This window comes from Curtobacterium sp. ME12 (assembly GCF_903970855.1).
GTDB lineage: Bacteria > Actinomycetota > Actinomycetes > Actinomycetales > Microbacteriaceae > Curtobacterium > Curtobacterium poinsettiae_A.
The window spans coordinates 1-23,225 of record NZ_CAJCKD010000030.1; the positions used below are offsets into that span (position 1 = coordinate 1).

Here is a 23,225-nt window from a genome sequence, read left to right on the forward strand (position 1 = left end):
GTAGCATGTTTAGCTACATCATCTTGAATAAGGCTTGATATACCCATAGAGCAGTCCACGCCGTGCATGGAGTTCATAGTTTTTCAAAGAGAAGAGGGCATACGAGATGAAGTAATGGGCCGGGATTTAGGACGTGTGCTCTCCCTGTCTCGCGGGTCGGTCTCCGCGCTCGCCGCGGCGAGCTCGGCGTGTGCCGCACGACGGTCACGGGCGGGCATCCGCCAGTAGAGCGCGGAACGGACGAGTGGGTGCCGGACGGTGACGCTCTGCCCGCGGACGGTCGCGAGACCGGCCCCGACCAGGTCGTCCAGCTCGTCCCGGTCCCACGCCGTGGTCTTCGCGACGGGCACCAGGGCGAGCTTCGCGAGGACGTCCAGATCGCGTCCCGCGGCGGGCCCGAGCGCGAGTGCCGCGATGGCCTCGGTCGTCGGAGTGGGTCGGAGCGGGAGCACGATCGGCTCCGCGCCGGTGAGCTGCTCCCGGGTGAGCACCGCGAGCTGTTCGCGGAGCGCGCCGGGGTTGCCACCGGTCTCCGCGGCGAGGACGGCGAGGACGCCGTCGTTCGCCTCGGCCGGTGCCATGTCCCGGGCGAGGACCAGGGCCTCGTCCGCGGCGAGCGGTTCGATGCGCAGGGTCGGCAGGGCCGCGAGCGGACCGTCCGACGGCACCGAGCGGACCGTCGCCACGACGCGCAAGGCGGTGCCCGCGAGCCGTCCGGCGAGGAACGCGATGAGTTCCTGGCTCTCCGCGTCCATCCGGTCGAGGTCGTCGATGAGGACGAGCGTCGGCGGGAGGGTCAGAGCGTGCACGGCGTCGAGGAAGTCGTGCGCCGCCGCCAGCCCGGCCGTCACAGCGGCCGCGGTCCCGCCGGCTTGCAGCAGGTGGGCGATGTGTGCGGTCGCTCGAGGGTCGTCGAGCGCGGTGAACAGGGAGGTCACCCCGGCCAGTGGCCAACGGGATTCACTCCCGTTGACACCGACCCGGACGACGGGGAGGGAAACGCGGTTCGAGACCGCGTCGAGGACGCTGCTGCGTCCGGAACCAGGGTCGCCGACCACGACCATCGCGGACTCCCGTGGGAGCACTGCGAGGGTCGCGATCCGGTCGACCTCGAGACGTCGACCGGTGAGTGCCATGACTCACCGGCCTCCGGGTCCGGAGGCGGATGCTGCGAGGAGGGCGTCGGCGAACACGGGGGTCGCGGCGACGGGGCGCACTGCGGCGGACCGGACTGCTGCACGGCGGGTGACCGTGGCGGAGTGCGGACGAGCGGCGGCGACTGAGCGCGCGCCGGAACTGTCGTGGATTGGATGCGGTCGACGAGTGTGGGTGCACTCGGTTCCGCTCGGGAACGATGATGTCATCGTCTGTATCACCCCTCGGGTTAGGGTCTTCGGACGAACACGACCGGTCTGTTCCGCCGTCCGGATCTAGGGAATCCGAGCGCATCACGTGACCTGCCGTCTGGAGCACGATAACTCAGGTACCGGTCCACGCGGCGGACTCCCGCGAGCAGATGTCCAGAACGGTGCCCCCAGTACGGGGGGCCACGATGGGGGAGTGGCACCGGCCCTCCTGACCCCGATCCGGGTCCTCCGGACGCAACCGGGGTACAGGGCTGTCCGGACCTCGTTCGTCGTCGCAGGTGTAGCCAGGACGGGATGTCCAACGCCGAACCGACCGACGCCCGCCTCGATGACCGCACCCGGTGGCGGGCCTTCGGCGTGTGTGTGGCGGTGGCGGCCCTGACGATCCTCGACCTGTCCAAGGTGAACGTCGGGCTGCCCTCGATCGAGCAGTCCCTCGGGGCCACCAGCTCGTCGCTCCAGCTCATCGTCGCGGGGTACGCGCTGGCGTTCGGCCTCGCCCTCGTGCCCGCGGGTCGGCTCGGGGACTTGCAGAGCCGGCGCGTCATGTTCATCGTGGGGCTCAGCGCGTTCACCGGATCGAGCCTGCTGTGCGCCGTCGCACCGAACATCGAAGTCCTGATCGTCACCCGGATCCTGCAGGGCTTCGCCGCCGGGATCCAGATGCCCCAGGTCATCGGACTCGTGCAGCAGCTGTTCCGCGGGCCGGAGCGTGGCCGCGCGTTCGGGCTCTTCGGGGCGATGATCGGCATCTCGACCGCCCTCGGGCCGACCATCGGCGGTGGCCTCATCGCGATCGGCGGCGAGGAGTCCGGCTGGCGGCTGCTGTTCTGGATGAACGTGCCCCTCGGGATCGCCGCACTGCTCTTCGCCGTCCGCCTGCTGCCGAAGGGCGCCCAGGGGAAGGCGCAGGACCGCGAACTGGACGTCGTCGGCATCCTGCTGCTCGGAGCCGCCATCGTCACCCTGATGCTGCCGTTCGTGCTGACCAGCGGTGGTGGTGGTTCCGCGACCCGCTGGTTCTGGCTCGTCGGCTTCGCGGTGTTCCTCGTGCTGTTCGTGCTCTGGGAGCAGCGGTTCAAGCGGCAGGGCAAGTCGCCCGTGGTGCACTTCGAGCTGTTCCGGCTGTCGTCGTACCGCAACGGCCTGTCGATCGTGGCCGTCTACTTCGCCGCGCTGCCGGCGTCGTTCCTCATGGTCACGCTGTACCTGCAGGAGGGCCTCGGGCTCTCACCGCTGTTCGCCGGCATGGTGAGCATCCCCTTCGCCGCGACGAGTGCGGTGGGCTCGTACATCGGCGGACGGATCGTCGACCGGGTCGGGCGGGCGCTGGTCGTCGCCGGGCTCGGGATGGTCGTCGTCGGCTTCCTGCTGCTCATGGTCGCCGCCGTCGCCACCCCTCCGGAGGTCACACCGTGGGCGATGGCGGGCGCGTTCCTGGTCGGCGGACTCGGTGGCGGGTTCGTGGTGTCGCCGAACCAGACCCTGACCCTGGCCGAGATCCCCGTCGAGCAGTCCGGGGTGGCGGGGTCGATGCAGCAGCTCGGCCAGCGGGTCGGCACGGCGATCGGTACCGCGGTGGCGACCAGCATCTTCTACGGGATCGTGCGGAGCGAGGCGGCGGGGTCGGGTTCGGGCGGGTCGGGCGGGCGTCTCGACGCCTACCACGACGCCTTCCGCAGCGGCACGACGTTCACGGTGTCGCTGATGGCGCTCGCGCTCGCGCTGGCCGGCGCGGACCTGGTGGCGCGTCGTCGCGCGGCGCGGCGGTCGGGCGGGGAGTCCGAGGGCTCGGACGCCGCTGCTGAGTCCGCCGACCGGACCGGCGCGCCGGGGTCCGCCGAGCGCGGCTGACCGGCCCGCCGACCGGGCCTAGGAGTCGCGACGGATGACCTCGACGACGGCATCGTGCACCAGGCCGTTCGAGGCGAGCGCGCTGCCGTGCCACGGCCCGGGATCGCCGTCGAGCGAGGTGAAGCGGCCGCCGGCCTCTTCGACGATGGGGACGAGGGCTGCGATGTCCCACGGCTTCAGGTCCGGTTCACCGGCGACGTCGAGGACGCCCTCGGCCACCATCATGTAGGACCACATGTCGCCGTAGGCCCGGGTGCGCCAGACCCGGCGCGACAGGTCGACGAGTGGCTCGAGGCGGTCGTCGTCGTCCCACTGCTGGATGCTGTTGTAGCTCAGGCTCGCGTCCCCGAGCTCGGCCACCCCGGAGACCCGGAGCGGTCCGTCCAGCGAGAACGCGCCGGAGCCCTCGGCCGCCCACCAGCGCTTGCCGAGGGCGGGCGCGCTCACGACGCCGAGCACCGGGCGGCCGTCGACCGCGAGCGCGATGAGGGTCGCCCACACCGGCACGCCGCGCAGGTAGTTGGCGGTGCCGTCGATCGGGTCGACCACCCACTGCCGGTGCCCTTCGCTGACGGCTTCGGCACCGGTGTCCGCCGTCGTCTCCTCGCCGAGGAACGCGTCGTCCGGTCGCTCGGCGGCCAGTCGCTCGCGCAGGGCCCGTTCGACGGCCTGGTCGGCGTCGGTGACGTGCGTGCTGTCGGCCTTCTTCGTCACGTGCAGGTCGGCGGCACGGAAGCGCTCGAGGCTGATCGTGTCGGCGGTGTCGGCGAGGGAGCGGGCGAAGTCCAGGTCGGCGCTGAGGTCCACGTCGCCCAACCTACCGTCGCTACGCGGCGACGACCTCTTCTTCCTCGAGCCGGGTGACCTCGCGCTCACGGGCGATGCGGGTCCGGCGGGCGACGAGTCCGTGCACGACGACGCAGAGCAGGAGCGCGGCGGCCAGCCAGAGGGCGAGCACGAGCGACGACCGGCCGAGCGAGGCGTCCGGGAAGTACTGCAGGTCCTGTGCGGCCTGCAGCCACGCGGCACCGCTCCAGAAGGTGTGCAGGGCGGCGAAGAACCCGGGCTGGAACGCTGGTTGGAAGATCCCGCCGGACGACGTGAAGTTCAGCATCACGAACAGCATCGTGAGGATCGGGGTGGTCCACCGTCCGAGCACGGGGTGGAGCCCGACGCCGAGCGCGACGATGATCGCGTCGTAGAGCCAGGCGAACAGGAACACCTGCCAGTGGTGGGTGGTGATGACGCCGTAGATCGGTCCGGCGACGATCACGCCGATGCCGGCGACGACCCCCGCGGAGGCGAGCCCGATGACCGCGGTCCACACGGCACGGAGCTTCGTCGCGACCGAGGCCACGGCGATCGCGGACGCGTACCCACCGACGCTCAGCGCCACGAGCAGGAAGAACAGCCCCTGGCCGGTGGTGTCCTGGTCGCCCGTCGGCACGACGTCGACGACCCGGAACGGCACGTGTTGGTCGTAGGCGATCGGCAGGAACACCTTCTGCGCTGCGCTCGCGGTGGTCTCCGACGCGGCGGTCGAGACGTAGAGCGTGGCACCCGTCGCAGTCGGCGCGTACACGGCGGCGAGGTCGCGGTCGCGCACCTGCTGCTCGGCCGCCTTCGTCGAGGCCACGACGTGGGCCACGAGGGCGCCGTTCGACTGGTCGGTCACGGTCTGGGCGAACACCTGGGTGGCCGCGCCCTGGCCGACGATGCCGACGGGCAGTTCCCGCGGTGCCGGGGCGTGGAAGGCACCGAGGTAGGCCAGGCCCATGCCTGCGGCCAGGAACAGCGGCACGAGGATGTGCGAGGCGAACGTCAGCAGCACGCGACCGAGCCCGGCGGGGCGCAGGACGCTGTCGGACCGCTGCGGCTTCGGGGCTCGTGCGGACTTGTGGGTGGGGGAGTGGTGCGCGTGCGACGTCGTCGTCGTGCTCGGGGACGGGGCGTCGACCGCGGGGGTCGGCGCAAAGTTGTACTTTGCAACTTCAGACACGACCGCAACAGTACAACCCCGATGCGCGCTTGTCGACGCCGTCCCGGTGCCGAGGCGTCGTCCGGTGCGCGGTTGCCCACTCGGTGCGAGGCGCGCGAGCCCGCACGGAGTGCACAACCTCGCACCATTCGTACGCCCCTCGCACGGTGCGAGGGGGGCGTCCGGAGTGGTCATGACGCACGAGGCACCGCGCGCCGATGCCCGAATGGTCACGAACTGTCGGGTGCCGCCGCGTCAGCCGACAGTTCGTGACCCCTCGACGCACACACCGCGGGGTGTCGTGACCAGCCGGCCGACCAGCGCCGATCAGCACCGACCGCCCGGCCGACATCGCCCGGCGGGCTACTCGGAACCGGGGTCGGACGCGCCCATCCCGGTGAGCAGTGCCCGGAACGAGTCGAGCCGCTCGACGCCGGTCGGCCCGAGCTCCCCGTCCTGCACGCGGTCGACGATCTCCCAGTCGTGCGCCTGCGCCAGCGGGATGCCGTCCCGCGCGGGCAGCACCGGCACGGCGTGCGACGCGAACGCCCGGAAGACGTTCGCGGGGTCGACGTGCCCCAGGCCGAACGACCGCACACCCGGCGTGTCGATGATCCACCCGCCGTCACGGACCCGCAGCGCGATCGACGACGACGACGTGTGCCGCCCTCGGCCGGTCACGGAGTTCACGACGCCGATCGCGCGCGTCGACCCGGTCAGGGCGTTCACCAGGGTCGACTTGCCCACACCGGAGTGCCCGACGGTCACGGTCACCTTGTCGTCGAGGAGCTCGTGCAGCGCCTCGAACGGGACGTCGTCCGATCGGCTCGTCACGATCCGAAGGTCCAGGCACGCGAAGTGCGCCAGGAACGGGGCCGGGTCGGCGAGGTCGGTCTTCGTGATGCAGAGGATCGGGTCGAGCCCGGCGTCGAACGCGGCCACCAGGTACCGGTCGATCAGGCGGGTGCGCGGCTCGGGGTCGGCGGCGGCCACCACGATGAGCATCTGATCGGCGTTCGCCACGATGACGCGCTCGACCTCGTCGGAGTCGTCGGCACTCCGCCGCAGCAGGGTGGTGCGCTCGGCGACCTTCACGATGCGTGCCAGCGAGCCCGGGTCGCCGGAGACGTCCCCGACGAGCGACACGTGGTCGCCCGTGACGACGGACTTCTTGCCGAGCTCGCGGGCCTTCGTCGCGGTGATGACGTGGTCGTCGAGCAGCACGCCGAAGCGCCCGCGGTCGACGTTCGTCACCCAGCCGACCGGGGCGTCGTCGTACGTCGGACGGGTCTTCGTGCGCGGTCGGTTGCCCTTCGGGTTCGGGCGCACCCGCACGCTCGACTCGTCGTACTGCCCGTACGGCTCGTCCGCGTCGGAGTCGTCGCCGTCGACGTCGTCCCACCAGCTCATGCGTCAGTCCCCGCTCACCGGTGCAGCGGCCACCGAGGACGCCACGAGCGCCGCCCACAGCTCCGGGAACTGCGGCAGCGTCTTCGCGGTCGACCCGATGTCGTCGACGGCGACGCCGTCGACGACGAGGCCCACGATCGCCCCCGCGGTCGCCATCCGGTGGTCGTCGTACGCGCCCCAGGCGCTGCCGTGGAGCGGCGCCGGCTCGATCCGCAGGCCGTCGTCGAGTTCGTGCACCGCGCCTCCAGACCGGTTGAGGTCCGCCGCCAGCGCGGCCAGGCGGTCGGTCTCGTGCCCGCGCAGGTGCCCGATCCCGGTGATCTCGCTCGGTCCGTCCGCCAGCGCGGCCAGCGCGACGAGCGCCGGTGCGAGTTCGCCGCCGCGGCTCAGGTCGAGTTCGAGACCCGGCAAGGAGGCCCCACCCCGGATCCCGACGCCGCCGTCGACGACCAGGTCGTCACCGTCACGGGCCACGCTCGCCCCCCACAGGGGCAGGAGCGTCTCGAGGTCGGCGCCGACCTGCGTCGTCTCGCTGGGCCAGGTGCGGATGCGGACGGTGCCGCCGGCGACGAGCGCGGCGACCGCGAACGGCGCGGCGTTCGACAGGTCGGGTTCGATCGTGACGTCACGCGCGCCGATCGGGCCGGGGTGCACGAGCCACTCGCCGACCGCCGGCTCCTCGACGCGGACGCCGCGGGCACGGAGTGCCGCGACGGTCATCTCGATGTGCGGCATGCTCGGCAGGCGTTCGCCCACGTGGGTGAGGTGCAGGCCCTCGTCGAAGCGGGGGGCCGACAGCAGCAGCCCGGAGACGAACTGCGAGGACGCCGACGCGTCGATCGTCAGGGCGCCGCCGCGGACCGAGCCGGTGCCGGTGAACGAGAACGGCATCGAACCGCCGCCGTCGTCCGTGACGTCGACACCGAGGTCCACGAGTCCCTGCACGATGGCGTGCATCGGCCGCTTGCGGGCGTAGGGGTCGCCGTCGACCGTGACGGGCCCGATGGCCAGGGCGGCGAGCGGCGGCAGGAAGCGCATCACCGTGCCGGCCAGTCCGCAGTCCAGGCGGACGGCGCCGTGCATCGGGGCGGGCGTGATCCTGAGGTCCGGGCCGTACGGGTTCGGGGCGATGCCGGCCGCCGGCTCGAGCGCTTCGATGCCGACGCCGAGCGCCCGGAGGCCCGCGATCATCAGCGCCGAGTCACGGGAGTGCAGCGGGAGCCTGATCGTCGAGGGGCCGTCCGCGAGGGCCGCGAGCACGAGCTCTCGGTTCGTCAGCGACTTCGACCCGGGCAGCGCGACGTCGCCGCGGAGCGGACCCCCTGCGACCGGGGCGATCCAGGGGTCGGCGGGCTGGGCCCCGCTGTGGGAATGCGTCGTGTCTGCCATCGGTTCACCAGGGTACTGAACGCACCGGGAGGATCAGTGGCGACAGCAACACTCGCACGAGAGCGGACCGGCACGGCGACCGTGCTGACCGCGGTGCGGACGACGCTCGGCACGCTCGGCCTAGACTTGGCGGCGATGACGACCGACGAACCGCAGGCAGCTCCGCACCACCTGGTCGACGAGACCGAGGTGCAGCTCGACGCAGTCGAAGAGGAACACGAAGCCCTCGACGACGCCGCAGACGAGCCGGTGGACGCGAAGACCGTCTCCGAGGGGGAGCTGCGGTCCCTGTTCGAGGACCAGGCGCTGCCCTTCATGGACCAGCTCTACGGTGCGGCCATGCGGATGACCCGCAACCCGGCCGACGCGTCGGACCTGGTGCAGGAGACGTTCGTCAAGGCCTTCGCCGCGTTCCGCCAGTTCAAGCAGGGCACGAACCTGAAGGCCTGGCTGTACCGGATCCTCACGAACACGTTCATCAACACGTACCGCAAGAACCAGCGGAACCCGTACCAGGGCACCATCGACGAGCTCGAGGACTGGCAGCTCGGCGGCGCGGAGAGCGTGACCCAGTCGATCTCCGCCCGGTCCGCCGAGGCCGACGCGATCGACCACCTGCCGTCCTCCGTCGTGAAGGACGCCCTGCAGGCCATCCCGGAGGACTTCCGGATGGCCGTGTACTTCGCCGATGTCGAAGGCTTCTCGTACCAGGAGATCGCCGACATCATGAAGACCCCCGTGGGGACGGTCATGAGCCGCCTCCACCGTGGCCGCCGGCTCCTCCGTGGGCTCCTGGCGGACCACGCCCGTGAGACCGGCATCGTCCCGGACGCAGCGTCGACGGCGACGATGCGTGGACGGGGACGAGGCGCGGCACAGACGACGAAGGCAACCGCGGCCACGGGCCGCACCGGACGGAAGGACGCACGATGAGCGGCTGCGACTGCTCGAAGGCGAAGGCCGAGCTCGAGGAGTTCCTGCACGACGAGCTCCGCCACGAGGACGCCGCGGACATCCGCGAGCACATGGACGGGTGCGAGGACTGCCAGACCGAGCACCGCGTCGGCGTCGTGCTCATGGAGACCGTGCGCCGTGCCTGCAAGGAGACCGCTCCCGACCAGCTGCGCAGCGAGATCCTCGCGCGCATCCGGGTGGAGCAGGCGACGCACTGACGCTGCAGGGGTGCGGGCTCGTCAGCCCGGACCTGGACGGCTCGGCTGCTCGCCGTAGCGCGCGACGACGTGTGGACACGAGGGCGCAGTGGGAGCCCGTCGCAACACGACCGACGGCCCGGGTAGGTTGGCCGACATGACCCTCTCCGTCGAGTCGACCACCACCTGGTCCGACACGGACGTCGCCGACGTCGCCGCCCTCGTCCGCCTGCTCGGTCACGACGTCGACGACGCGTCGATGCGCGACCGCCTCGACCGGCTCACCCCCGAAGCCGGGCACCGCACCTGGGTGGTCCGGGGGGACGATGGACGGGTCGTCGCCGTCGCCGGCGCACAGGTCACGTGGGCGTACGCCAGCGACGAGCCGACGGCGCAGCTGCTGCTGCTGGTCGTCGACGACACGGCCAGGAGGCACGGCACCGGTTCCGCGCTCATCGGCACGTTCGAAGCATGGGCGGTCGAGCAGGGCGCGCGTCGCCTCAGTGCCGTCAGTGCGGCCGCGACGGACAGCGCGCACCGCTTCTACCAGAAGCGCGGGTACCACGACGCCGGGGTGCGCTACACGAAGATCGCGTAGCGCCGCCGCCTTCCCCGCCAACGTCGAAGCGCCCCGTGCCGGAGTCCGTCGGACTCCCGCACGGGGCGCTTCCTCGTGGTCAGGCCGACGCGCGCAGCGCCGTGTCGATGACGTCGGTGGCCTCTTGCGCGGAGCGCTTCGAGGAACCGGTGGCCGGTGCGGCACTCGCCGAGCGGGCCGCCACGGACAACGGTCGGCCACCCAGGTGCGGCGACAGGTTCATGCAGACGAACGGCCAGGCGCCCTGGTTCTCCGGCTCCTCCTGCGCCCACACGACGTCGGCGTCCGGGTAGCCCGCCAGGACCTCGAGGATGCGGTCGAGGGGGAGCGGGGCGAGCTGCTCGAGCCGGACGAGTGCGACGTCGGTGACGCCGCGCTTGTCGACCTCGGCACGCAGGTCGTGGTGCACCTTGCCGGAGTGCAGCACCACGCGACGGACGGCGCGCTTGTCGGTGATCCGCGCGTCGTCCAGCACGGGCTCGAACGTCCCGGTCGTGAAGTCCTCGACCGCACTCGTCGCCTGGCGGAGCCGGAGCATCGCCTTCGGGGAGAACACGATGAGCGGCTTCTGGGGACGGGCCCAGGCCTGCCGGCGGAGCAGGTGGAAGTACGAGGCCGGGGTCGACGGGCGCGCGACGATCATGTTGTCCTCGGCGCACAGCTGCAGGTAGCGCTCGATGCGCGCCGACGAGTGGTCCGGCCCCTGACCCTCGTACCCGTGCGGCAGCAGCAGGACGAGGCCGGAGCGCTGCCCCCACTTCTGCTCGGCGGACGAGATGAACTCGTCGATGACGATCTGGGCACCGTTGGCGAAGTCGCCGAACTGCGCCTCCCAGAGCACGAGCGACTCCGGGCGCTCCACCGAGTAGCCGTACTCGAAGGCCATCGCCGCGTACTCGCTCAGCAGCGAGTCGTACACGTAGAACCGTGCCTGGTCCTCGGTGAGGTTCGACAGCGGCAGCCATTCCTGGCCGTTCACCCGGTCGTGGAACACCGACTGGCGCTGGACGAAGGTGCCGCGGCGGGCGTCCTGTCCGGCGAGGCGGACGGGCTTGCCCTCGACCAGGATCGACCCGATCGCCATGAGCTCCGCCATCGCCCAGTCGATGCCGCCGTTGCGGGTCATCTCGGTGCGCTTGGTGAGCAGCTGCTGCAGCTTCGGGTGGATGGAGAACCCGGCGGGCGGGTTGCTGTGCGCGTCACCGATCGCCCGGACGAGCTCCTCGGACACGGCGGTCTCGTGCACCTCGACCTCGGCGTCGTCGCGCTGCGCGGCCGGGCGTTCGAGACCCTGCACCGCACCGTCGTCGTCGACGTCGATCACCGGGATGGTGCCGGTCTGTGCCTCGTGCGTCTCGGCGAAGGCGCGTTCCAGTCGGTCCTGGAAGTCGCGGTGCGCCTCGTCGTACTCCTCTTGCGTGATGTCACCGCGGCCGACGAGGGCCTCGGTGTACAGCGTGCGGACGGAGCGCTTCGCCTCGATGAGGTTGTACATCAGCGGCTGCGTCATCGAGGGGTCGTCGCCCTCGTTGTGCCCGCGACGGCGGTAGCAGATCAGGTCGATCACGACGTCGCGGTGGAACTCCTCGCGGTACGCGAAGGCGAGTTCTGCGACGCGCGCGACGGCCTCGGGGTCGTCACCGTTCACGTGGAAGATCGGCGCCTGGATCGTCTTCGCGACGTCGGTGGAGTACACCGAGCTGCGCGCCGACTCGGGCGGGGTGGTGAACCCGACCTGGTTGTTGATGACGAGGTGGACCGTGCCGCCGGTGCGGTAGCCGCGGAGCTGCGACATCTGCAGCGTCTCGACGACCACACCCTGGCCGGCCATCGCCGCGTCGCCGTGCACGAGCACGGGGAGCACACCGAAGCTGCCGGGGGCCTCGCGGTCCTGCTTGGCTCGGACGATGCCCTCGAGCACGCCGTCGACGGCTTCGAGGTGGGAGGGGTTCGCGGCGATCGTCACCGGGATGCTCGAGCCGTCGGACGTGCGGAACACGCCCTCGGTGCCGACGTGGTACTTCACGTCGCCGGAGCCCTGACCGGACACCGTGCCCGGCAAGGAGGACCCCTCGAACTCACGGAAGATCTGCCCGTAGGTCTTGCCGGCGATGTTCGTCAGCACGTTCAGGCGGCCGCGGTGGGCCATGCCGATCGCGACCTCGGCCAGCCCGGCTCCGGCGGCGTGCTGGATCAGGGTGTCGAGGAAGGCGATGGTGGACTCGCCGCCCTCGAGCGAGAAGCGCTTCTGGCCGACGTACTTGGTCTGCAGGAAGGTCTCGAACGCCTCGGCCTCGTTGAGCTTGCCGAGGACGCGGAGCTGCTCCTCCTTCGAGGGCTTCGAGTACGGCACCTCGATGCGCTCCTGCACCCAGCGACGCTGTTCCGGGTCCTGGATGTGCATGTACTCGATGCCGACCGTGCGGCAGTAGGCGTCGCGCAGGATCCCGAGGACGTCGCGCAGCGGTGCCGAGGTGGTGCCGGCGAGCCCGCCGGTGACGAACTCGCGGTCGAGGTCCCAGAAGGTCAGCCCGTGGCTCTCGATCTCGAGGTCCGGGTGCGTGCGCTGGCGGTACTCGAGCGGGTCGATGTCGGCCATCAGGTGCCCACGGACGCGGAAGCTGTTGATGAGCTCCTGCACGCGGGCGGTCTTGTTCACCCGGTGCGCCAGGTCGACGTTGATGTCGTTCGCCCACTGGATCGGCTTGTAGGGGATCCGGAGCGCGGCGAAGATGCCGTCGTAGAAGCCGTGCTCGCCGATCAGGCGCTCGTGCACGTGCTTGAGGTACTCGCCCGAACCGGCGCCCTGGATGACGCGGTGGTCGTAGGTGCTCGTCAGGGTGATGGTCTTGCCGATGCCGAGCTCGACCAGGGTCTTCGACGCCGAGCCCTGGAACTGCGCGGGGTACTCGAGGGCGCCGGCACCGATGATCGAGCCCTGCCCCTTCGTCAGGCGCGGGACCGAGTGCACGGTGCCGATGCCGCCCGGGTTGGTGAGCGAGATCGTCGTGCCCTGGAAGTCCGCCGGGGTGAGCTTGTTGTCGCGGGCGCGCTTGACGAGGTCCTCGTAGGCGGAGAGGAACTGGCCGAACGTCAGGGTCTCCGCGCGCTTGATGCTCGGCACCAGGAGCGAGCGGGTGCCGTCCTTCTTCGGGACGTCGATCGCGATGCCGAGGTTCACGTGTGCCGGGGCGACGACGAACGGCTTGCCGTCGCGATCCTCGTAGTAGACGTTCTGGCTCGGGAAGTCCTTGAGCGCCTGCACCATCGCCCACCCGATCAGGTGCGTGAAGGAGATCTTGCCGCCGCGGGCGCGTCGGAGGTGATTGTTGATGACGATCCGGTTGTCGATCATCAGCTTCGCCGGGATGGTCCGGACGCTCGTGGCGGTCGGGACCGTCAGCGAGGCGTCCATGTTCGACGCCAGCGTCTTGGCCATGCCCCGGAGCGGGGTCGCCACGTCTTCGTGGGTCTCCTCGTGGTCGTCGGCCGCGTCGTTCGCCTCGGCCGGGATCGGCTGCGGTGCCGGCTGGCGCGAGGTGGTCTTCGCCTGGATCGTGCCCGACTTCGCCTCGCCCAGGGTGTCCCCGGTGGCCGGCTGCTGCGTCGAGGACTGCTGCTGCTGCGAAGCGGGGGCCTGCTGCGCCGCCGACGCCTGCTGCCCGGCCGCCGCCTGTGGTGCGGGGGATCCCGCCGGAGCCGGAGCGTCACCGACCTGCGTGCGGTGGTAGCTCTCGAGGACCGGCCACCAGGACTTGTCGACCGACTCCTTGTCCGCGACGAACTGCTCGTAGAGCTCGTCGACGAGCCACTCGTTCGCCCCGAATTCGCCCGCGGTCTCGTCCGTTCCGGTCAGATGGCTCGACACAGCCGATCGCCCACTCTCCGTCGATAGATGCTCGTGTGTGTCGTGCGGAGCAACCCTGCGCCGCACAGGTGCCAAGCCTAGCCGCTCCGACATGTCCGTTCCGTGTCAGCCGCGGCGCGAGTCGGCAGCCCCCGAGCACCCGGTCGGGGCCCTGACGGGAGCCGTACAGTGGAGCGCATGAGGTTCTACGAGACGCGGCCGACGCACGACCTGACCTACTCCGACGTCTTCCTCGTCCCGAGCCGCTCCGGCGTGACGAGCCGCTTCGACGTCGACCTCGCCGCGAACGACGGCAGCGGCGCCACGATCCCGATCGTCAGCGCCAACATGAACTCCGTCACCGGCCCTCGGCTCGCCGCCACCCTGGCCCGCCGCGGTGGTCTGGGCGTGCTGCCGCAGGACATGCACCTGCAGGACCTCGACGCCGCGATCCGCTGGGTCAAGGACCAGCCGGTCGACTTCGACACCGCCTACGACATGGGTGCTCAGACCACCGTCGCCGAGGCCCTCGAGCAGCTCCTGCCCGTGGCCGGCCGTGGTGTGGTCGTCCGCGACGCCGACGGCGAGTACCTGGGCTGTGTGCCCGCGTCCCGCCTCGGCACCGCCGGCCCCGACGCCGTCCTCGGTGACCTGCTGCACGGCGCCTCGACCGCGATCGACGCCGAGGACGCCGGTACGCCCCGCCACGTCTACGACGTGCTCTCGGCCGCCGAGGTCGACTTCGCGCCGGTGGTGCGGCACGGCCGGGTCGTCGGCACCACGAGCCAGACGAGCGCGATCCGCTCCGACATCTACACGCCCGCCGTCGACGCCTCCGGCCGGCTCCGGGTCGCCGCCGCGCTCGGCATCAACGGCGACGTCGCCGCGAAGGCGAAGGCGCTGGCCGCCGCGGGCGTGGACGTCCTGGTCCTCGACACCGCGCACGGCCACCAGGACGGCATGCTCCGCGCACTCCGCACGGTCGCGTCGCTGCAGCTCGGCATCCCGCTCGTCGCCGGCAACGTCGTCACCGCCGACGCCGTCGCGCACCTGGTCGGGGCCGGAGCGGACATCATCAAGGTCGGCGTCGGCCCGGGTGCCATGTGCACCACCCGCATGATGACGGCCGTCGGTCGTCCGCAGTTCTCCGCCGTGCTCGAGACCGCCGCGGCAGCCCGCTCGCTCGGCGCCCACGTCTGGGCGGACGGCGGGGTGCGCTACCCGCGCGACGTCGCGCTCGCCCTGGCAGCAGGGGCGTCCGCCGTCATGATCGGCTCGTGGTTCGCCGGCACGCTCGAGGCGCCCGGCGTGCTCCGCCGCGACGACGCCGGCAAGGCCTACAAGGAGAGCTGGGGCATGGCCTCGGCCAAGGCCGTGCGTGAGCGGTTCGAGCGGCTCGACCCGTACGAGCGTGCCCGCAAGGCGCTCTTCGCCGAGGGGATCTCGTCGTCGACGATCTACCTCGACCCGGAGCGCCCGAGCGTCGAGGACCTGCTCGACATGATCACCACCGGCGTCCGCAGCTCCGCGACCTACGCAGGCGCGTCGTCCCTCGCCGAGTTCTCCGAGCGCGCGCTGGTCGGCATCCAGTCCGCCGCCGGGTACGAGGAGGGCAAGCCCCTGCCCGTCAGCTGGTAGCGCGGACGGGGCGCGCGTCGCCCTGGTCGCGACCACGGACGGACGGGAGGCGCGGTGCCAGCTGGCACCGCGCCTCCCGTCCGCTCTTCGGTGCGTCTACCGGCGTCGGGTCGCGTCCTCGACCTCGCCCACCAGTTCTTCGAGGATGTCCTCGAGGAACAGCACGCCGATCGTGCGGCCGTCCGCGTCGAAGGCGCGGGCCACGTGGCGCCCGGCGGCCCGCATGGTCGCGAGCGCGTCCTCGAGGTCCATCTCGGTGTACAGCGAGATGAGCTGGCGGATCCGCTTCGGCGGCACCGGGTCGTCGAACTCGTCCGGACGCAGGTCGATGACGTCCTTCACGTGCACGTAGCCCGTGGGGGAGCCGTCCTCGCCGACGAGCACGTAGCGGGAGAACCCGCGCTGTGCCACGGCGTGCTCGACGTCACCCGGGGTCGCGTCGTCGGGCAGCGTGACGAGTTCGGCCATCGGCACGGCGACGTCACGGACCTTCTTCTCGGTGAACTCGAACGCCAGGGCGAGCTTGCCGTCGTCGGTCAGGGTGCCCTCCCGCCGGGACTGCTCCACGATGGTCTGCACCTCTTCCACCGTGAACGCGCTCACCGCTTCGTCCTTGGGCTCGACGCGGAACAGTCGCAGCACGGCGTTCGCGACCTCGTTCAGGCCGACGATGACCCAGTGCAGGCCGTGACCGATGTACCAGAGCGTCGGGACCAGCAGCAGCGCGGCGCGGTCCGGCATCGAGAACGAGATGTTCTTCGGCACCATCTCGCCGAACACCACGTGCAGGAACGACACGAGCAGCAGCGTGAACACGAAGGCCACGGTGCCGATCACCTCGGCGCTCCAGCCGGTCAGGTGCAGCGGGACCTCGAGCAGGTGGTGGATCGCCGGCTCGGACACGTTCAGGATGAGCAGCGAGCAGACCGTGATGCCGAGCTGGGTGGTCGCGAGCATGCGGGTGGCGTGCTCCATCGCCCAGAGCGTCATCTGCGCGGCCTTCGAGCCCTCTTCGGCGCGGGGCTCGATCTGGGAGCGGCGAGCCGAGATGACCGCGAACTCCGCCGCGACGAAGTACGCGTTGCCCATCAACAGGACGACGAGCCAGAAGATACCCCACCAGTCGGAGCTCATCGCAGTCCCTCCTTGCAGCCAGGAGATCCCGCTGCGCCCATCACCGAATCGGAGCTCATCGGGTGCTGCCCTTCGTCGTGGTGGTCGCGGCCTTCGTGGTGGTCGGGGTGCTCCCGGTGGACGGGATGATGATCGCGGTCGCCGCCGTGTCGGTCGACGGGCGCGTCGGGGTCCAGCGGATGCGGTCGATCCGACGGCCGTCCAGCCGCTCGACGCGGAAGACGCCGCCGTCCAGCGGCACTTCGTCACCGACGACGGGCAGACGGCCCAGCGTCGACATGACGAACCCGCCGACGGTCTCGTACGGGCCCTCCTCGGGCACCTTCACGCCAGCGCGGTCCTCGAGCTCGTCGGGACGCAGCAGACCGGGGAAGGTCAGCCAGTCACGGGAGCGGACCACGTCGATGCGGGCGCGGTCGTGCTCGTCGGAGACCTCGCCGACGATCTCCTCGATCAGGTCCTCGAGCGTGACGACCCCGGCGGTGCCGCCGTACTCGTCGACGACGATGACCATCTGGTAGCCGCGACCGCGGACCTCGGCGAGCAGGGTGTCACCGGGCATGGTCTCCGGCACGCGTTCGGCGTCGGTCATGAGCGCCCCGACGGGGACCTCCGGACGCTTCTCGCGCGGCACGGCGACGGCCTGCTTGACGTGCACGATGCCGACGACGTCGTCCGCGTCCTCCTCGATGACGGGGAAGCGGCTGAAGCCGGTCTTGCGGGCGAGGGCGATGACGTCCTCGGCGGACTCGGACACGCGGATGGTGGAGAGCCTCGGGCGCGGGGTCATCACGTCGCTGGCGCTCAGCTCGGAGAACGAGATGGTGCGCTCGAGGAGGGTCGCGGTGTCCTGTTCGAGGGAACCTTCAGAGGCCGAGCGGCGCAGCAGCGAGGTGAGTTCCTCGGCGCTGCGGGCACCGGAGAGTTCCTCCTGCGGCTCGATGCCCAGCGACCGGAGCACGGCGTTCGCGGTGCCGTTCAGCAGCGCGACGGCGGGCTTGAAGACCGTCGTGAACGCGATCTGCAGCGGGACCACGAGCCGGGCGGTCTGCAGGGGCAGCGCGAGCGCGAAGTTCTTCGGCACGAGCTCGCCGAGGATCATCGACAGCAGGGTCGCGATGACGAGCGCCACGATCGAGCCGACGGTCTCGACGATGCCCTCCGGCAGGTTCATCGCCAGGAACGGCGCCTCGAGCAGCGTCGCGATCGAGGGTTCGAGCAGGTAGCCGGTCAGCAGCGTGGTCAGCGTGATGCCGAGCTGCGCGCTGGACAGGTGCGTCGAGGTGACCTTCAGCGCGCCGATGACCGGTGCGAGGCCGGCTTCACCGCGGTCGCGCCGCGCTTCGACGTCGGCGCGGTCGAGGTTGACCAGCGCGAACTCGGACGCGACGAAGACACCCGTGCCGAGGGTCAGCAGGATGCCGCCGATCAGCATGACGATGTCGATCGGACTCATGATTCACCCCCGTTCGCGCACAGGGGTGACGTGCGGCTCACCGAGTGAGCGGCGGATGAGTGAGGCGAAGAACTATTCGGGGGATCGTCCACAGTGCTGCCAATCGTACTGCCTGCGGGGTCGCTGGGCCGTGAATCCGTACAGAACCGACCGCGCCTACGCCGTGATCCGCGCGCGGTGGTACTGCTGCGGCTCGTAGTCGACCGGCACGCGGAGTTCGACGGCGGCACGGAGCGCGAACGACGGGTCGCGGAGCATCTCACGACCGATCATCACGACGTCGGCGAGGCCGGTCGCGACGATCTGCTCGGCCTGGAACGCCTCGGAGATCATGCCCACGGCGATCGTCGGGATGCCGGCGTCGCGCTTGATCGCCGCCGCGTGCGGCACCTGGTAGCCGGGGCCGACCGGGATCGGCGCGCTCGCGACGTTGCCGCCGGTCGACACGTCGGCCAGGTCGGCACCGTGCTCCGCGGCCCAGCGGGCGACGACGGTGGTCTCGTCGAGCGTGAGCCCGCCGTCGACCCAGTCGGTGGCCGAGAACCGGACGACGATCGGGAAGCCCTCGCCGACCTCGGCGCGCACGGCGTCGACGACCTCGAGCAGCGCGCGCGCACGGTTCTCGAGCGAGCCGCCGTACTGGTCGGTGCGCTGGTTGCTCAGCGGCGAGAGGAACTGGTGCAGCAGGTAGCCGTGGGCCGCGTGGATCTCGACCAGGTCGAACCCGGCCTCCACCGCGCGCCGGGCGGACTGCGCGAAGGCGAGGGCGACGACGCGGACGTCCTCGACCGCGAGCTCGCGCGGGACGTCGTAGCCGTCGAAGGCCACGGCCGACGGAGCGACCGTGGTCCAGCCGCCCTGGTCGGCGGGGACGGTGCCGTGCGTGGTGTCCCAGGGGCGGTAGGTCGACGCCTTGCGGCCGGCGTGCGCCAGCTGGATGCCCGCCGCGGCGCCCTGCTCGTGCAGGAAGTCGACGATCGGCTTGAACGCGTCGCGCTGCTGGTCGTTCCACAGCCCGAGGTCCTGCGGGGTGATCCGTCCCTCGGGCACGACGCCCGTCGCCTCGACCACGACCGCGCCGGCGCCGCCCTTGGCGAACCCGCCCAGGTGCACGAGGTGCCACGGGGTCGCCACGCCGTCCTGCTGGTCCACCGAGTACTGGCACATCGGGGAGACCCAGATGCGGTTGCGGACGGTCAGGTCACGGATGGTGATCGGGTCGAACAGGGCGTGCGTCACGCGGGCTCCTCAGAGGACGGGTGCCGGCGCCTCGGCCAGTCCCGTCAGGAACGACCGCAGCGACGCCGGCGACGTGTAGTGGTGGCCGACCGCCCCGATCGCTTCCGCACCGGTGGCGTTCTCGGCCCTGTTGTCCACGAACACCATCTGACCCGGGTCGATTCCCAAGCGCGCACAGGTGTCGCGGTAGATGGATGCCGCGGGCTTCAGGACGTGCTCCTCGGCGCTCACCACGACGGTCTCGAACAACGAGCCCATCGGGGAGCGGCGGTACGGGTCACCGAAGTCGAAGCCCGCGTTCGAGAGCAGGGCCAGACGGGTGCCGGCGTCGTGCAGCTCCTCGACGATCTCGAGGGTCTCCGGCTCGACCTCGAACCACCCGGTGAAGTCGATCGCCCAGAACCGGTGGATCTCGGAGATGCTCCAGGTCCGTCCGGTCCGCTCCGCGATGGCACGCCAGTACGCCACGACGGACAGGTCCCCACGGTCCAGGTCGTGCCGGAGCTCCTGGTAGACCGGGAACAGCTCGTCCGCCGGGACCCCGGTGGCGGCCACGAGGGCGTCCCGCGAGGCGTGCGGCGTCCGGCTGATCACCTCGCCGTAGTCGAAGACCACCACGCGACCAGGCAGGAACAGGCTCATGTGCTCCACCGTAACGTGGGGCCGGTGAACGACTTCGTGCCCGTCCGACCGTCCGATGCCGCCGCGTGGGTCACCGCGCCGACGGGGGAGTCCACCAAGTACCGCCGCGGGGTGCTCGGCGTCGCGACCGGCTCCGACCAGTACCCGGGCGCCGCGGTGCTCGGGGTCGACGCCGCCGTGCACACCGGCGTCGGCATGGTCCGGTACGTCGGACCCGCACGTGCCACCGACCACGTGCTCACCCGCCGCCCCGAGGTCGTGTCCGGCGTCGGCCGCGTGCAGGCCTGGCTCGTCGGCAGCGGGATCTCGGCACCGTCGCTCGGCGACCTGGACGAGACGACGGCATCGGGGTTCTCGCACGCGTCCGACGACGGCGTGCCGGTCGTCGTCGACGCCGGGGCGATCCCGCTCGTCGACCTCGGGCCGCTCGCCGTGCTCACCCCGCACGCCGGTGAGCTCGCTTCGTTCCTGGGGGCCGACCGCGCCGAGATCGAACAGGACCCGGCCGCCGCGGCGCTCCGTGCGGCCGAGCAGACCGGCAGCGTCGTGCTGCTCAAGGGGGAGCGGACACACGTGGTCACCCCGGACGGGGCGGTGCGGCTCGTGGCGTCGTCGGCGACGCCGTGGCTCGCGGCGGCCGGGGCCGGGGACGTGCTGGGCGGCGTGCTCGGGGCGCTCGTCGCCGCGCGGCAGGGCTCCGTCGAGGCGGCCGGGTCGTCGCTGACGCCGTCGGACCTCGCGCACCTGGCCGCGTCGGCCGCGGTGGTGCACGGGCTCGCGGCCCGGCGGGCGTCCGGCGGTGGGCCGTTCCCGATGACGAGGCTCGTCGCCGAGCTGCCCGGCGTCGTGCGCGACCTGGTCGTGGACGGCGACGCGCGCGGGTAGCGGTCGGTGCGCGTGCACCTTCCGACGATCCACGAGGTGATCGACGCATGTTCAGTCGGAGGATGCGCACGCAATGGGTACGTGCGCATCCAGCGACGGAACACCGCGGGTTCGACAGGTGGAAGGTCGCAACATGCGCACGCATCGGGCAGCGGGTGCATCCCCGGACACGACGACGGACGGGAGGCGCGGTGCCAGCTGGCACCGCGCCTCCCGTCCGTCGGCGATCACGTCACGGGCGTGACGCGCGTCGCGGACGTCAGCTCGCGGGGGTCGCGTGCACGAGGAACTCGACCGAACCGGCGTCGTCGACCTTGACGAACCCCAGGCTCGGGGCCTGCACGCTGTAGTCCGAGAAGGTGATCGGGACCGAACCGGAGATGTCGACGCCGTCGCCGTTCAGGCCGACCTGCAGCTTCGCGGTGACGTCCTTCGTGACGCCGTGCAGGGTGAGCTTCCCCGGAGCCGTCACGGTCGTCGTGTCGGAGCCGCTCGGGACCGCGTCGGCGATCGGCGCGGTGAGTTCGAAGGTGGCCTTCGGGAAGGCCGCGGCGTCCATCGCGGAGTCGCGGAAGTAGGCGTCGCGCTGGTCGGAGTCGGTGGTGATGTCGGCGACCTGCACCGTGATCTTCGCGGCGGTGATGCTCGTGCCGTCGACGGTCGCGGTGCCGGCGACGCTGTCGGTGCGGCCGGTGACGGTGACGTCGGAGCCGTTCAGGACCTCGTGGACGCGGTACCCGGCCTCGGAGTCGCCGCCGACCGTCCACTCGCCGGACAGATCTGTCTCGTCGAGGGTGGAGGCCTCGCGGGTGGCGGCGACGGACGGCGCGGCCGAGGCCTTCGCGTTCTCGGTGCTCGTGTAGACGTTCGTGAAGACCACCGCACCCACGACGCCGAGGACGACGACGGCGGCGATGACGGAGATCCAGATGACGGCCTTGCGGCGCTTGCGCGGGGTGTCGGAAGTCACGAGCTGAACGGTGACACGTCATGCTCGGGAGAGCCTGAGATCGTGGCAGCGATCGCCCCCGGTCCGGCCGCTACGCTCGTCCGGTGCAGAGGACCTCGACCCGGTGGCTCGAACTCGCCGGATTCGTCCTGGCGTTCGTCGCCGTGCACGGGTTCCTGTGGTGGCTGACCCTCGTGTCGGCGAACCTGCCGCTCGGCGACGTCACCATCACCTACAGTCGCTGGATCGAGACCGGGCGGACCGCGGACTTCTGGGTCGGCATCGACGGCGCGTGGGTGTACCCGATCTTGGCGATCGTGCCGATGGCCGCCGCGGCGCTCGGGGGGATCGCGTCGATCGGCACCGGCTGGCTGCTGCTGATGGTGCTGCTCGACGCCGTGGCGTGCGCGTTCCTGTGGCGGTTCCGGGCGCGTGTGGGGTCGTCCGACCGCTTCGGTGTGCACGGCGTGCGGGTCGTCTGGTGGTGGCTGCTGTTCCTGCTCGCGCTCGGGCCGATCGCGCTCGGTCGGATCGACACCGTCGCGACGGTGTTCGCGCTGGTGGGCGTGGCGTTCGTGGCCTCGAGGCCGGCCGTCGCCGCCGCGCTCTTCACCGCCGGCGCCTGGACGAAGGTGTGGCCCGCGGCGCTCGTCGCGGTGCTGCTGCTCCTACGACGCGGACACCGCCGGGGTGTGCTCGCCGGAGCCCTGGTGCTGAGCGCCCTGATCGTGCTCGTCGACGTGCTGTGGGGCGGTGCGCCGTTCCTGCTGTCCTTCGTCGGTGAGCAGACCGGCCGTGCGCTGCAGATCGAGTCACCGCTCGCGACGCCGTTCATGTGGGCCGCAGCCTTCGGCGTTCCGGGTGCAGCGGTGTTCTACGACCAGGAGATCCTGACCTTCGAGGTGTCCGGTGCCGGCACGTCCGCCGCCGCCGCGGTGTCGACGCCGCTGATGGCCGTCGTCGTGGTGGCCGGGGTCGTGCTCGCGCTCTGGGCCGCCCGCCGCGGCGCCCGTCGGGCCGAGCTCGCGCCGGTCCTCGCGCTCCTGTTCGTCGCGGCGCTCATCGCGACGAACAAGGTGGGGTCGCCGCAGTACATCGGGTGGCTCGCCGTGCCGATCGTGTGGGGGCTGGCCGCAGGGACGCCGAGTGTGCGCCGGTTCGTGCCGATCGCCGTGCTCGCGCTGCCGATGGCCCTGCTCACGCAGGTGATCTACCCGGGCTACTACGACCAGTTGCTCGGCGTGCAGCCGTGGATCCTCGTGGTGCTCACGGTGCGGAACGTGCTCGAGGTGGCGATCCTGGTGTGGAGCGTGGTCGTGCTGGTGCGGATGGGGCGGGCTGCGGGCAGGATGGACGCATGATCGTCGCCTTCTCCGTCGCTCCGTCCGGTGGTCCCGCTGCAACGTCCGACGGGTCCGTGCACGACGCCGTCGCGGCCGCCGTGCGCGTGGTGCGCGAGAGCGGGCTGCCGAACCGCACCTCGTCGATGTTCACCGAGATCGAGGGGGAGTGGGACGAGGTCATGGACGTCGTCAAGCGCGCGACCGAGGCCGTGGGCGCCTACGGCACACGGGTGTCGCTCGTGCTCAAGGCCGACATCCGGCCCGGGCACACCGGCGAGATCGACGGCAAGCTCGAACGGCTCGAGGCCGCGCTCGGCGAGTAGCCCGCAGCGCGTCGCCCGACAC

The 23,225-nt window shown here is 71.3% G+C and carries 19 protein-coding genes; 8 read left to right on the top strand and 11 right to left on the bottom strand.

The features are described from left to right. Positions 1–83: 83 nt before the first annotated feature. A complete protein-coding gene (locus H7A73_RS13675; protein ID WP_182066465.1) occupies positions 84–1,136 on the bottom strand; it encodes an ATP-binding protein in 1,053 nt (350 codons plus the stop codon). A gap of 525 nt (positions 1,137–1,661) precedes the next feature. Here H7A73_RS13675 and H7A73_RS13680 point away from each other — a divergent pair. Continuing rightward, the gene (locus H7A73_RS13680) at positions 1,662–3,221 is read left to right on the top strand and encodes an MFS transporter (protein ID WP_182066466.1); all 1,560 of its coding nucleotides are present in this window, start codon (positions 1,662–1,664) and stop codon (positions 3,219–3,221) included. Positions 3,222–3,239: 18 nt separating this feature from the next. Here the strand turns inward: H7A73_RS13680 and H7A73_RS13685 are convergent, their stop codons facing one another. The 4 genes from H7A73_RS13685 to aroA all read right to left on the bottom strand — a co-directional run bounded on the left by H7A73_RS13685 (position 3,240) and on the right by aroA (position 7,998). Next, positions 3,240–4,028, bottom strand: coding sequence for an inositol monophosphatase family protein (locus H7A73_RS13685; protein WP_182066467.1), 789 nt, complete (start codon positions 4,026–4,028; stop codon positions 3,240–3,242). A gap of 19 nt (positions 4,029–4,047) precedes the next feature. Next, a complete protein-coding gene (locus H7A73_RS13690; RefSeq protein ID WP_182066468.1) occupies positions 4,048–5,220 on the bottom strand; it encodes a hypothetical protein in 1,173 nt (390 codons plus the stop codon). Positions 5,221–5,562: 342 nt separating this feature from the next. Beyond that, a complete protein-coding gene (gene rsgA / locus H7A73_RS13695; protein WP_182066469.1) occupies positions 5,563–6,609 on the bottom strand; it encodes a ribosome small subunit-dependent GTPase A in 1,047 nt (348 codons plus the stop codon). A gap of 3 nt (positions 6,610–6,612) precedes the next feature. Further along, on the bottom strand, positions 6,613–7,998 hold the full coding sequence (gene aroA, locus H7A73_RS13700; RefSeq protein ID WP_182066470.1) for a 3-phosphoshikimate 1-carboxyvinyltransferase: 1,386 nt from the start codon (positions 7,996–7,998) through the stop codon (positions 6,613–6,615). An 81-nt stretch (positions 7,999–8,079) separates the two neighbouring features. On the opposite strand from aroA, the gene H7A73_RS13705 reads away from it, so the two are divergent. The 3 genes from H7A73_RS13705 to H7A73_RS13715 all read left to right on the top strand — a co-directional run bounded on the left by H7A73_RS13705 (position 8,080) and on the right by H7A73_RS13715 (position 9,747). After that, positions 8,080–8,931 carry a sigma-70 family RNA polymerase sigma factor gene (locus H7A73_RS13705; RefSeq protein WP_182066497.1) on the top strand — a complete coding sequence of 284 codons (852 nt, stop codon included), beginning with the start codon at positions 8,080–8,082 and terminating at the stop codon, positions 8,929–8,931. Next, positions 8,928–9,170 carry a zf-HC2 domain-containing protein gene (locus H7A73_RS13710; protein ID WP_027465838.1) on the top strand — a complete coding sequence of 81 codons (243 nt, stop codon included), beginning with the start codon at positions 8,928–8,930 and terminating at the stop codon, positions 9,168–9,170. The genes H7A73_RS13705 and H7A73_RS13710 overlap by 4 nt, the downstream gene beginning before the upstream one ends. 136 nt (positions 9,171–9,306) lie before the next feature. Further along, entirely contained in the window at positions 9,307–9,747 is a 441-nt protein-coding gene (locus tag H7A73_RS13715) for a GNAT family N-acetyltransferase (protein WP_182066471.1), read from the top strand. 79 nt (positions 9,748–9,826) lie between these two features. Here H7A73_RS13715 and H7A73_RS13720 read toward each other — a convergent pair whose 3' ends face one another. Continuing rightward, positions 9,827–13,615, bottom strand: a complete 3,789-nt coding sequence (locus H7A73_RS13720; protein WP_182066472.1) for a multifunctional oxoglutarate decarboxylase/oxoglutarate dehydrogenase thiamine pyrophosphate-binding subunit/dihydrolipoyllysine-residue succinyltransferase subunit — start codon at positions 13,613–13,615, stop codon at positions 9,827–9,829. Between the two features lie 177 nt (positions 13,616–13,792). On the opposite strand from H7A73_RS13720, the gene H7A73_RS13725 reads away from it, so the two are divergent. After that, the gene (locus H7A73_RS13725; RefSeq protein WP_182066473.1) at positions 13,793–15,232 is read left to right on the top strand and encodes a GuaB1 family IMP dehydrogenase-related protein; all 1,440 of its coding nucleotides are present in this window, start codon (positions 13,793–13,795) and stop codon (positions 15,230–15,232) included. Positions 15,233–15,328: 96 nt separating this feature from the next. Here the strand turns inward: H7A73_RS13725 and H7A73_RS13730 are convergent, their stop codons facing one another. The 4 genes from H7A73_RS13730 to H7A73_RS13745 all read right to left on the bottom strand — a co-directional run bounded on the left by H7A73_RS13730 (position 15,329) and on the right by H7A73_RS13745 (position 19,703). Continuing rightward, positions 15,329–16,366, bottom strand: coding sequence for a hemolysin family protein (locus H7A73_RS13730; RefSeq protein WP_182066474.1), 1,038 nt, complete (start codon positions 16,364–16,366; stop codon positions 15,329–15,331). Positions 16,367–16,421: 55 nt separating this feature from the next. Beyond that, on the bottom strand, positions 16,422–17,822 hold the full coding sequence (locus H7A73_RS13735) for a hemolysin family protein (RefSeq protein ID WP_182066475.1): 1,401 nt from the start codon (positions 17,820–17,822) through the stop codon (positions 16,422–16,424). A 156-nt stretch (positions 17,823–17,978) separates the two neighbouring features. Further along, complete coding sequence (locus tag H7A73_RS13740) at positions 17,979–19,061, bottom strand: NADH:flavin oxidoreductase/NADH oxidase (RefSeq protein WP_182066476.1); 1,083 nt, start codon at positions 19,059–19,061, stop codon at positions 17,979–17,981. A 9-nt stretch (positions 19,062–19,070) separates the two neighbouring features. Further along, positions 19,071–19,703: an HAD family hydrolase gene (locus tag H7A73_RS13745; RefSeq protein ID WP_111223986.1), complete on the bottom strand. Its 633-nt coding sequence runs from the start codon at positions 19,701–19,703 to the stop codon at positions 19,071–19,073. Between the two features lie 24 nt (positions 19,704–19,727). On the opposite strand from H7A73_RS13745, the gene H7A73_RS13750 reads away from it, so the two are divergent. After that, on the top strand, positions 19,728–20,588 hold the full coding sequence (locus H7A73_RS13750) for an NAD(P)H-hydrate dehydratase (RefSeq protein ID WP_182066477.1): 861 nt from the start codon (positions 19,728–19,730) through the stop codon (positions 20,586–20,588). Positions 20,589–20,847: 259 nt separating this feature from the next. On the opposite strand, the gene H7A73_RS13755 is transcribed toward H7A73_RS13750, so the two are convergent. After that, a complete protein-coding gene (locus tag H7A73_RS13755; protein ID WP_182066478.1) occupies positions 20,848–21,558 on the bottom strand; it encodes a YceI family protein in 711 nt (236 codons plus the stop codon). An 83-nt stretch (positions 21,559–21,641) separates the two neighbouring features. On the opposite strand from H7A73_RS13755, the gene H7A73_RS13760 reads away from it, so the two are divergent. Both H7A73_RS13760 and H7A73_RS13765 read left to right on the top strand, forming a co-directional pair. Then, positions 21,642–22,898, top strand: coding sequence for a glycosyltransferase 87 family protein (locus H7A73_RS13760; RefSeq protein ID WP_182066479.1), 1,257 nt, complete (start codon positions 21,642–21,644; stop codon positions 22,896–22,898). Next, positions 22,895–23,203: an MTH1187 family thiamine-binding protein gene (locus H7A73_RS13765; RefSeq protein ID WP_017888186.1), complete on the top strand. Its 309-nt coding sequence runs from the start codon at positions 22,895–22,897 to the stop codon at positions 23,201–23,203. Before H7A73_RS13760 ends, H7A73_RS13765 begins: the two co-directional genes overlap by 4 nt. Positions 23,204–23,225 lie beyond the last annotated feature (22 nt).

Excerpts from the sequence above, each read along its gene's own strand:
- aroA (WP_182066470.1), bottom strand. The coding sequence starts at position 7,998 with ATGGCAGACACGACGCATTCCCACAGCGGGGCCCAGCCCGCCGACCCC.
- H7A73_RS13730 (WP_182066474.1), bottom strand. The coding sequence starts at position 16,366 with ATGAGCTCCGACTGGTGGGGTATCTTCTGGCTCGTCGTCCTGTTGATG.
- H7A73_RS13680 (WP_182066466.1), top strand. The coding sequence starts at position 1,662 with ATGTCCAACGCCGAACCGACCGACGCCCGCCTCGATGACCGCACCCGG.
- H7A73_RS13735 (WP_182066475.1), bottom strand. The coding sequence starts at position 17,822 with ATGAGTCCGATCGACATCGTCATGCTGATCGGCGGCATCCTGCTGACC.
- H7A73_RS13675 (WP_182066465.1), bottom strand. The coding sequence starts at position 1,136 with ATGGCACTCACCGGTCGACGTCTCGAGGTCGACCGGATCGCGACCCTC.
- H7A73_RS13745 (WP_111223986.1), bottom strand. The coding sequence starts at position 19,703 with ATGAGCCTGTTCCTGCCTGGTCGCGTGGTGGTCTTCGACTACGGCGAG.
- H7A73_RS13710 (WP_027465838.1), top strand. The coding sequence starts at position 8,928 with ATGAGCGGCTGCGACTGCTCGAAGGCGAAGGCCGAGCTCGAGGAGTTC.
- H7A73_RS13715 (WP_182066471.1), top strand. The coding sequence starts at position 9,307 with ATGACCCTCTCCGTCGAGTCGACCACCACCTGGTCCGACACGGACGTC.
- H7A73_RS13725 (WP_182066473.1), top strand. The coding sequence starts at position 13,793 with ATGAGGTTCTACGAGACGCGGCCGACGCACGACCTGACCTACTCCGAC.
- H7A73_RS13765 (WP_017888186.1), top strand. The coding sequence starts at position 22,895 with ATGATCGTCGCCTTCTCCGTCGCTCCGTCCGGTGGTCCCGCTGCAACG.
- rsgA (WP_182066469.1), bottom strand. The coding sequence starts at position 6,609 with ATGAGCTGGTGGGACGACGTCGACGGCGACGACTCCGACGCGGACGAG.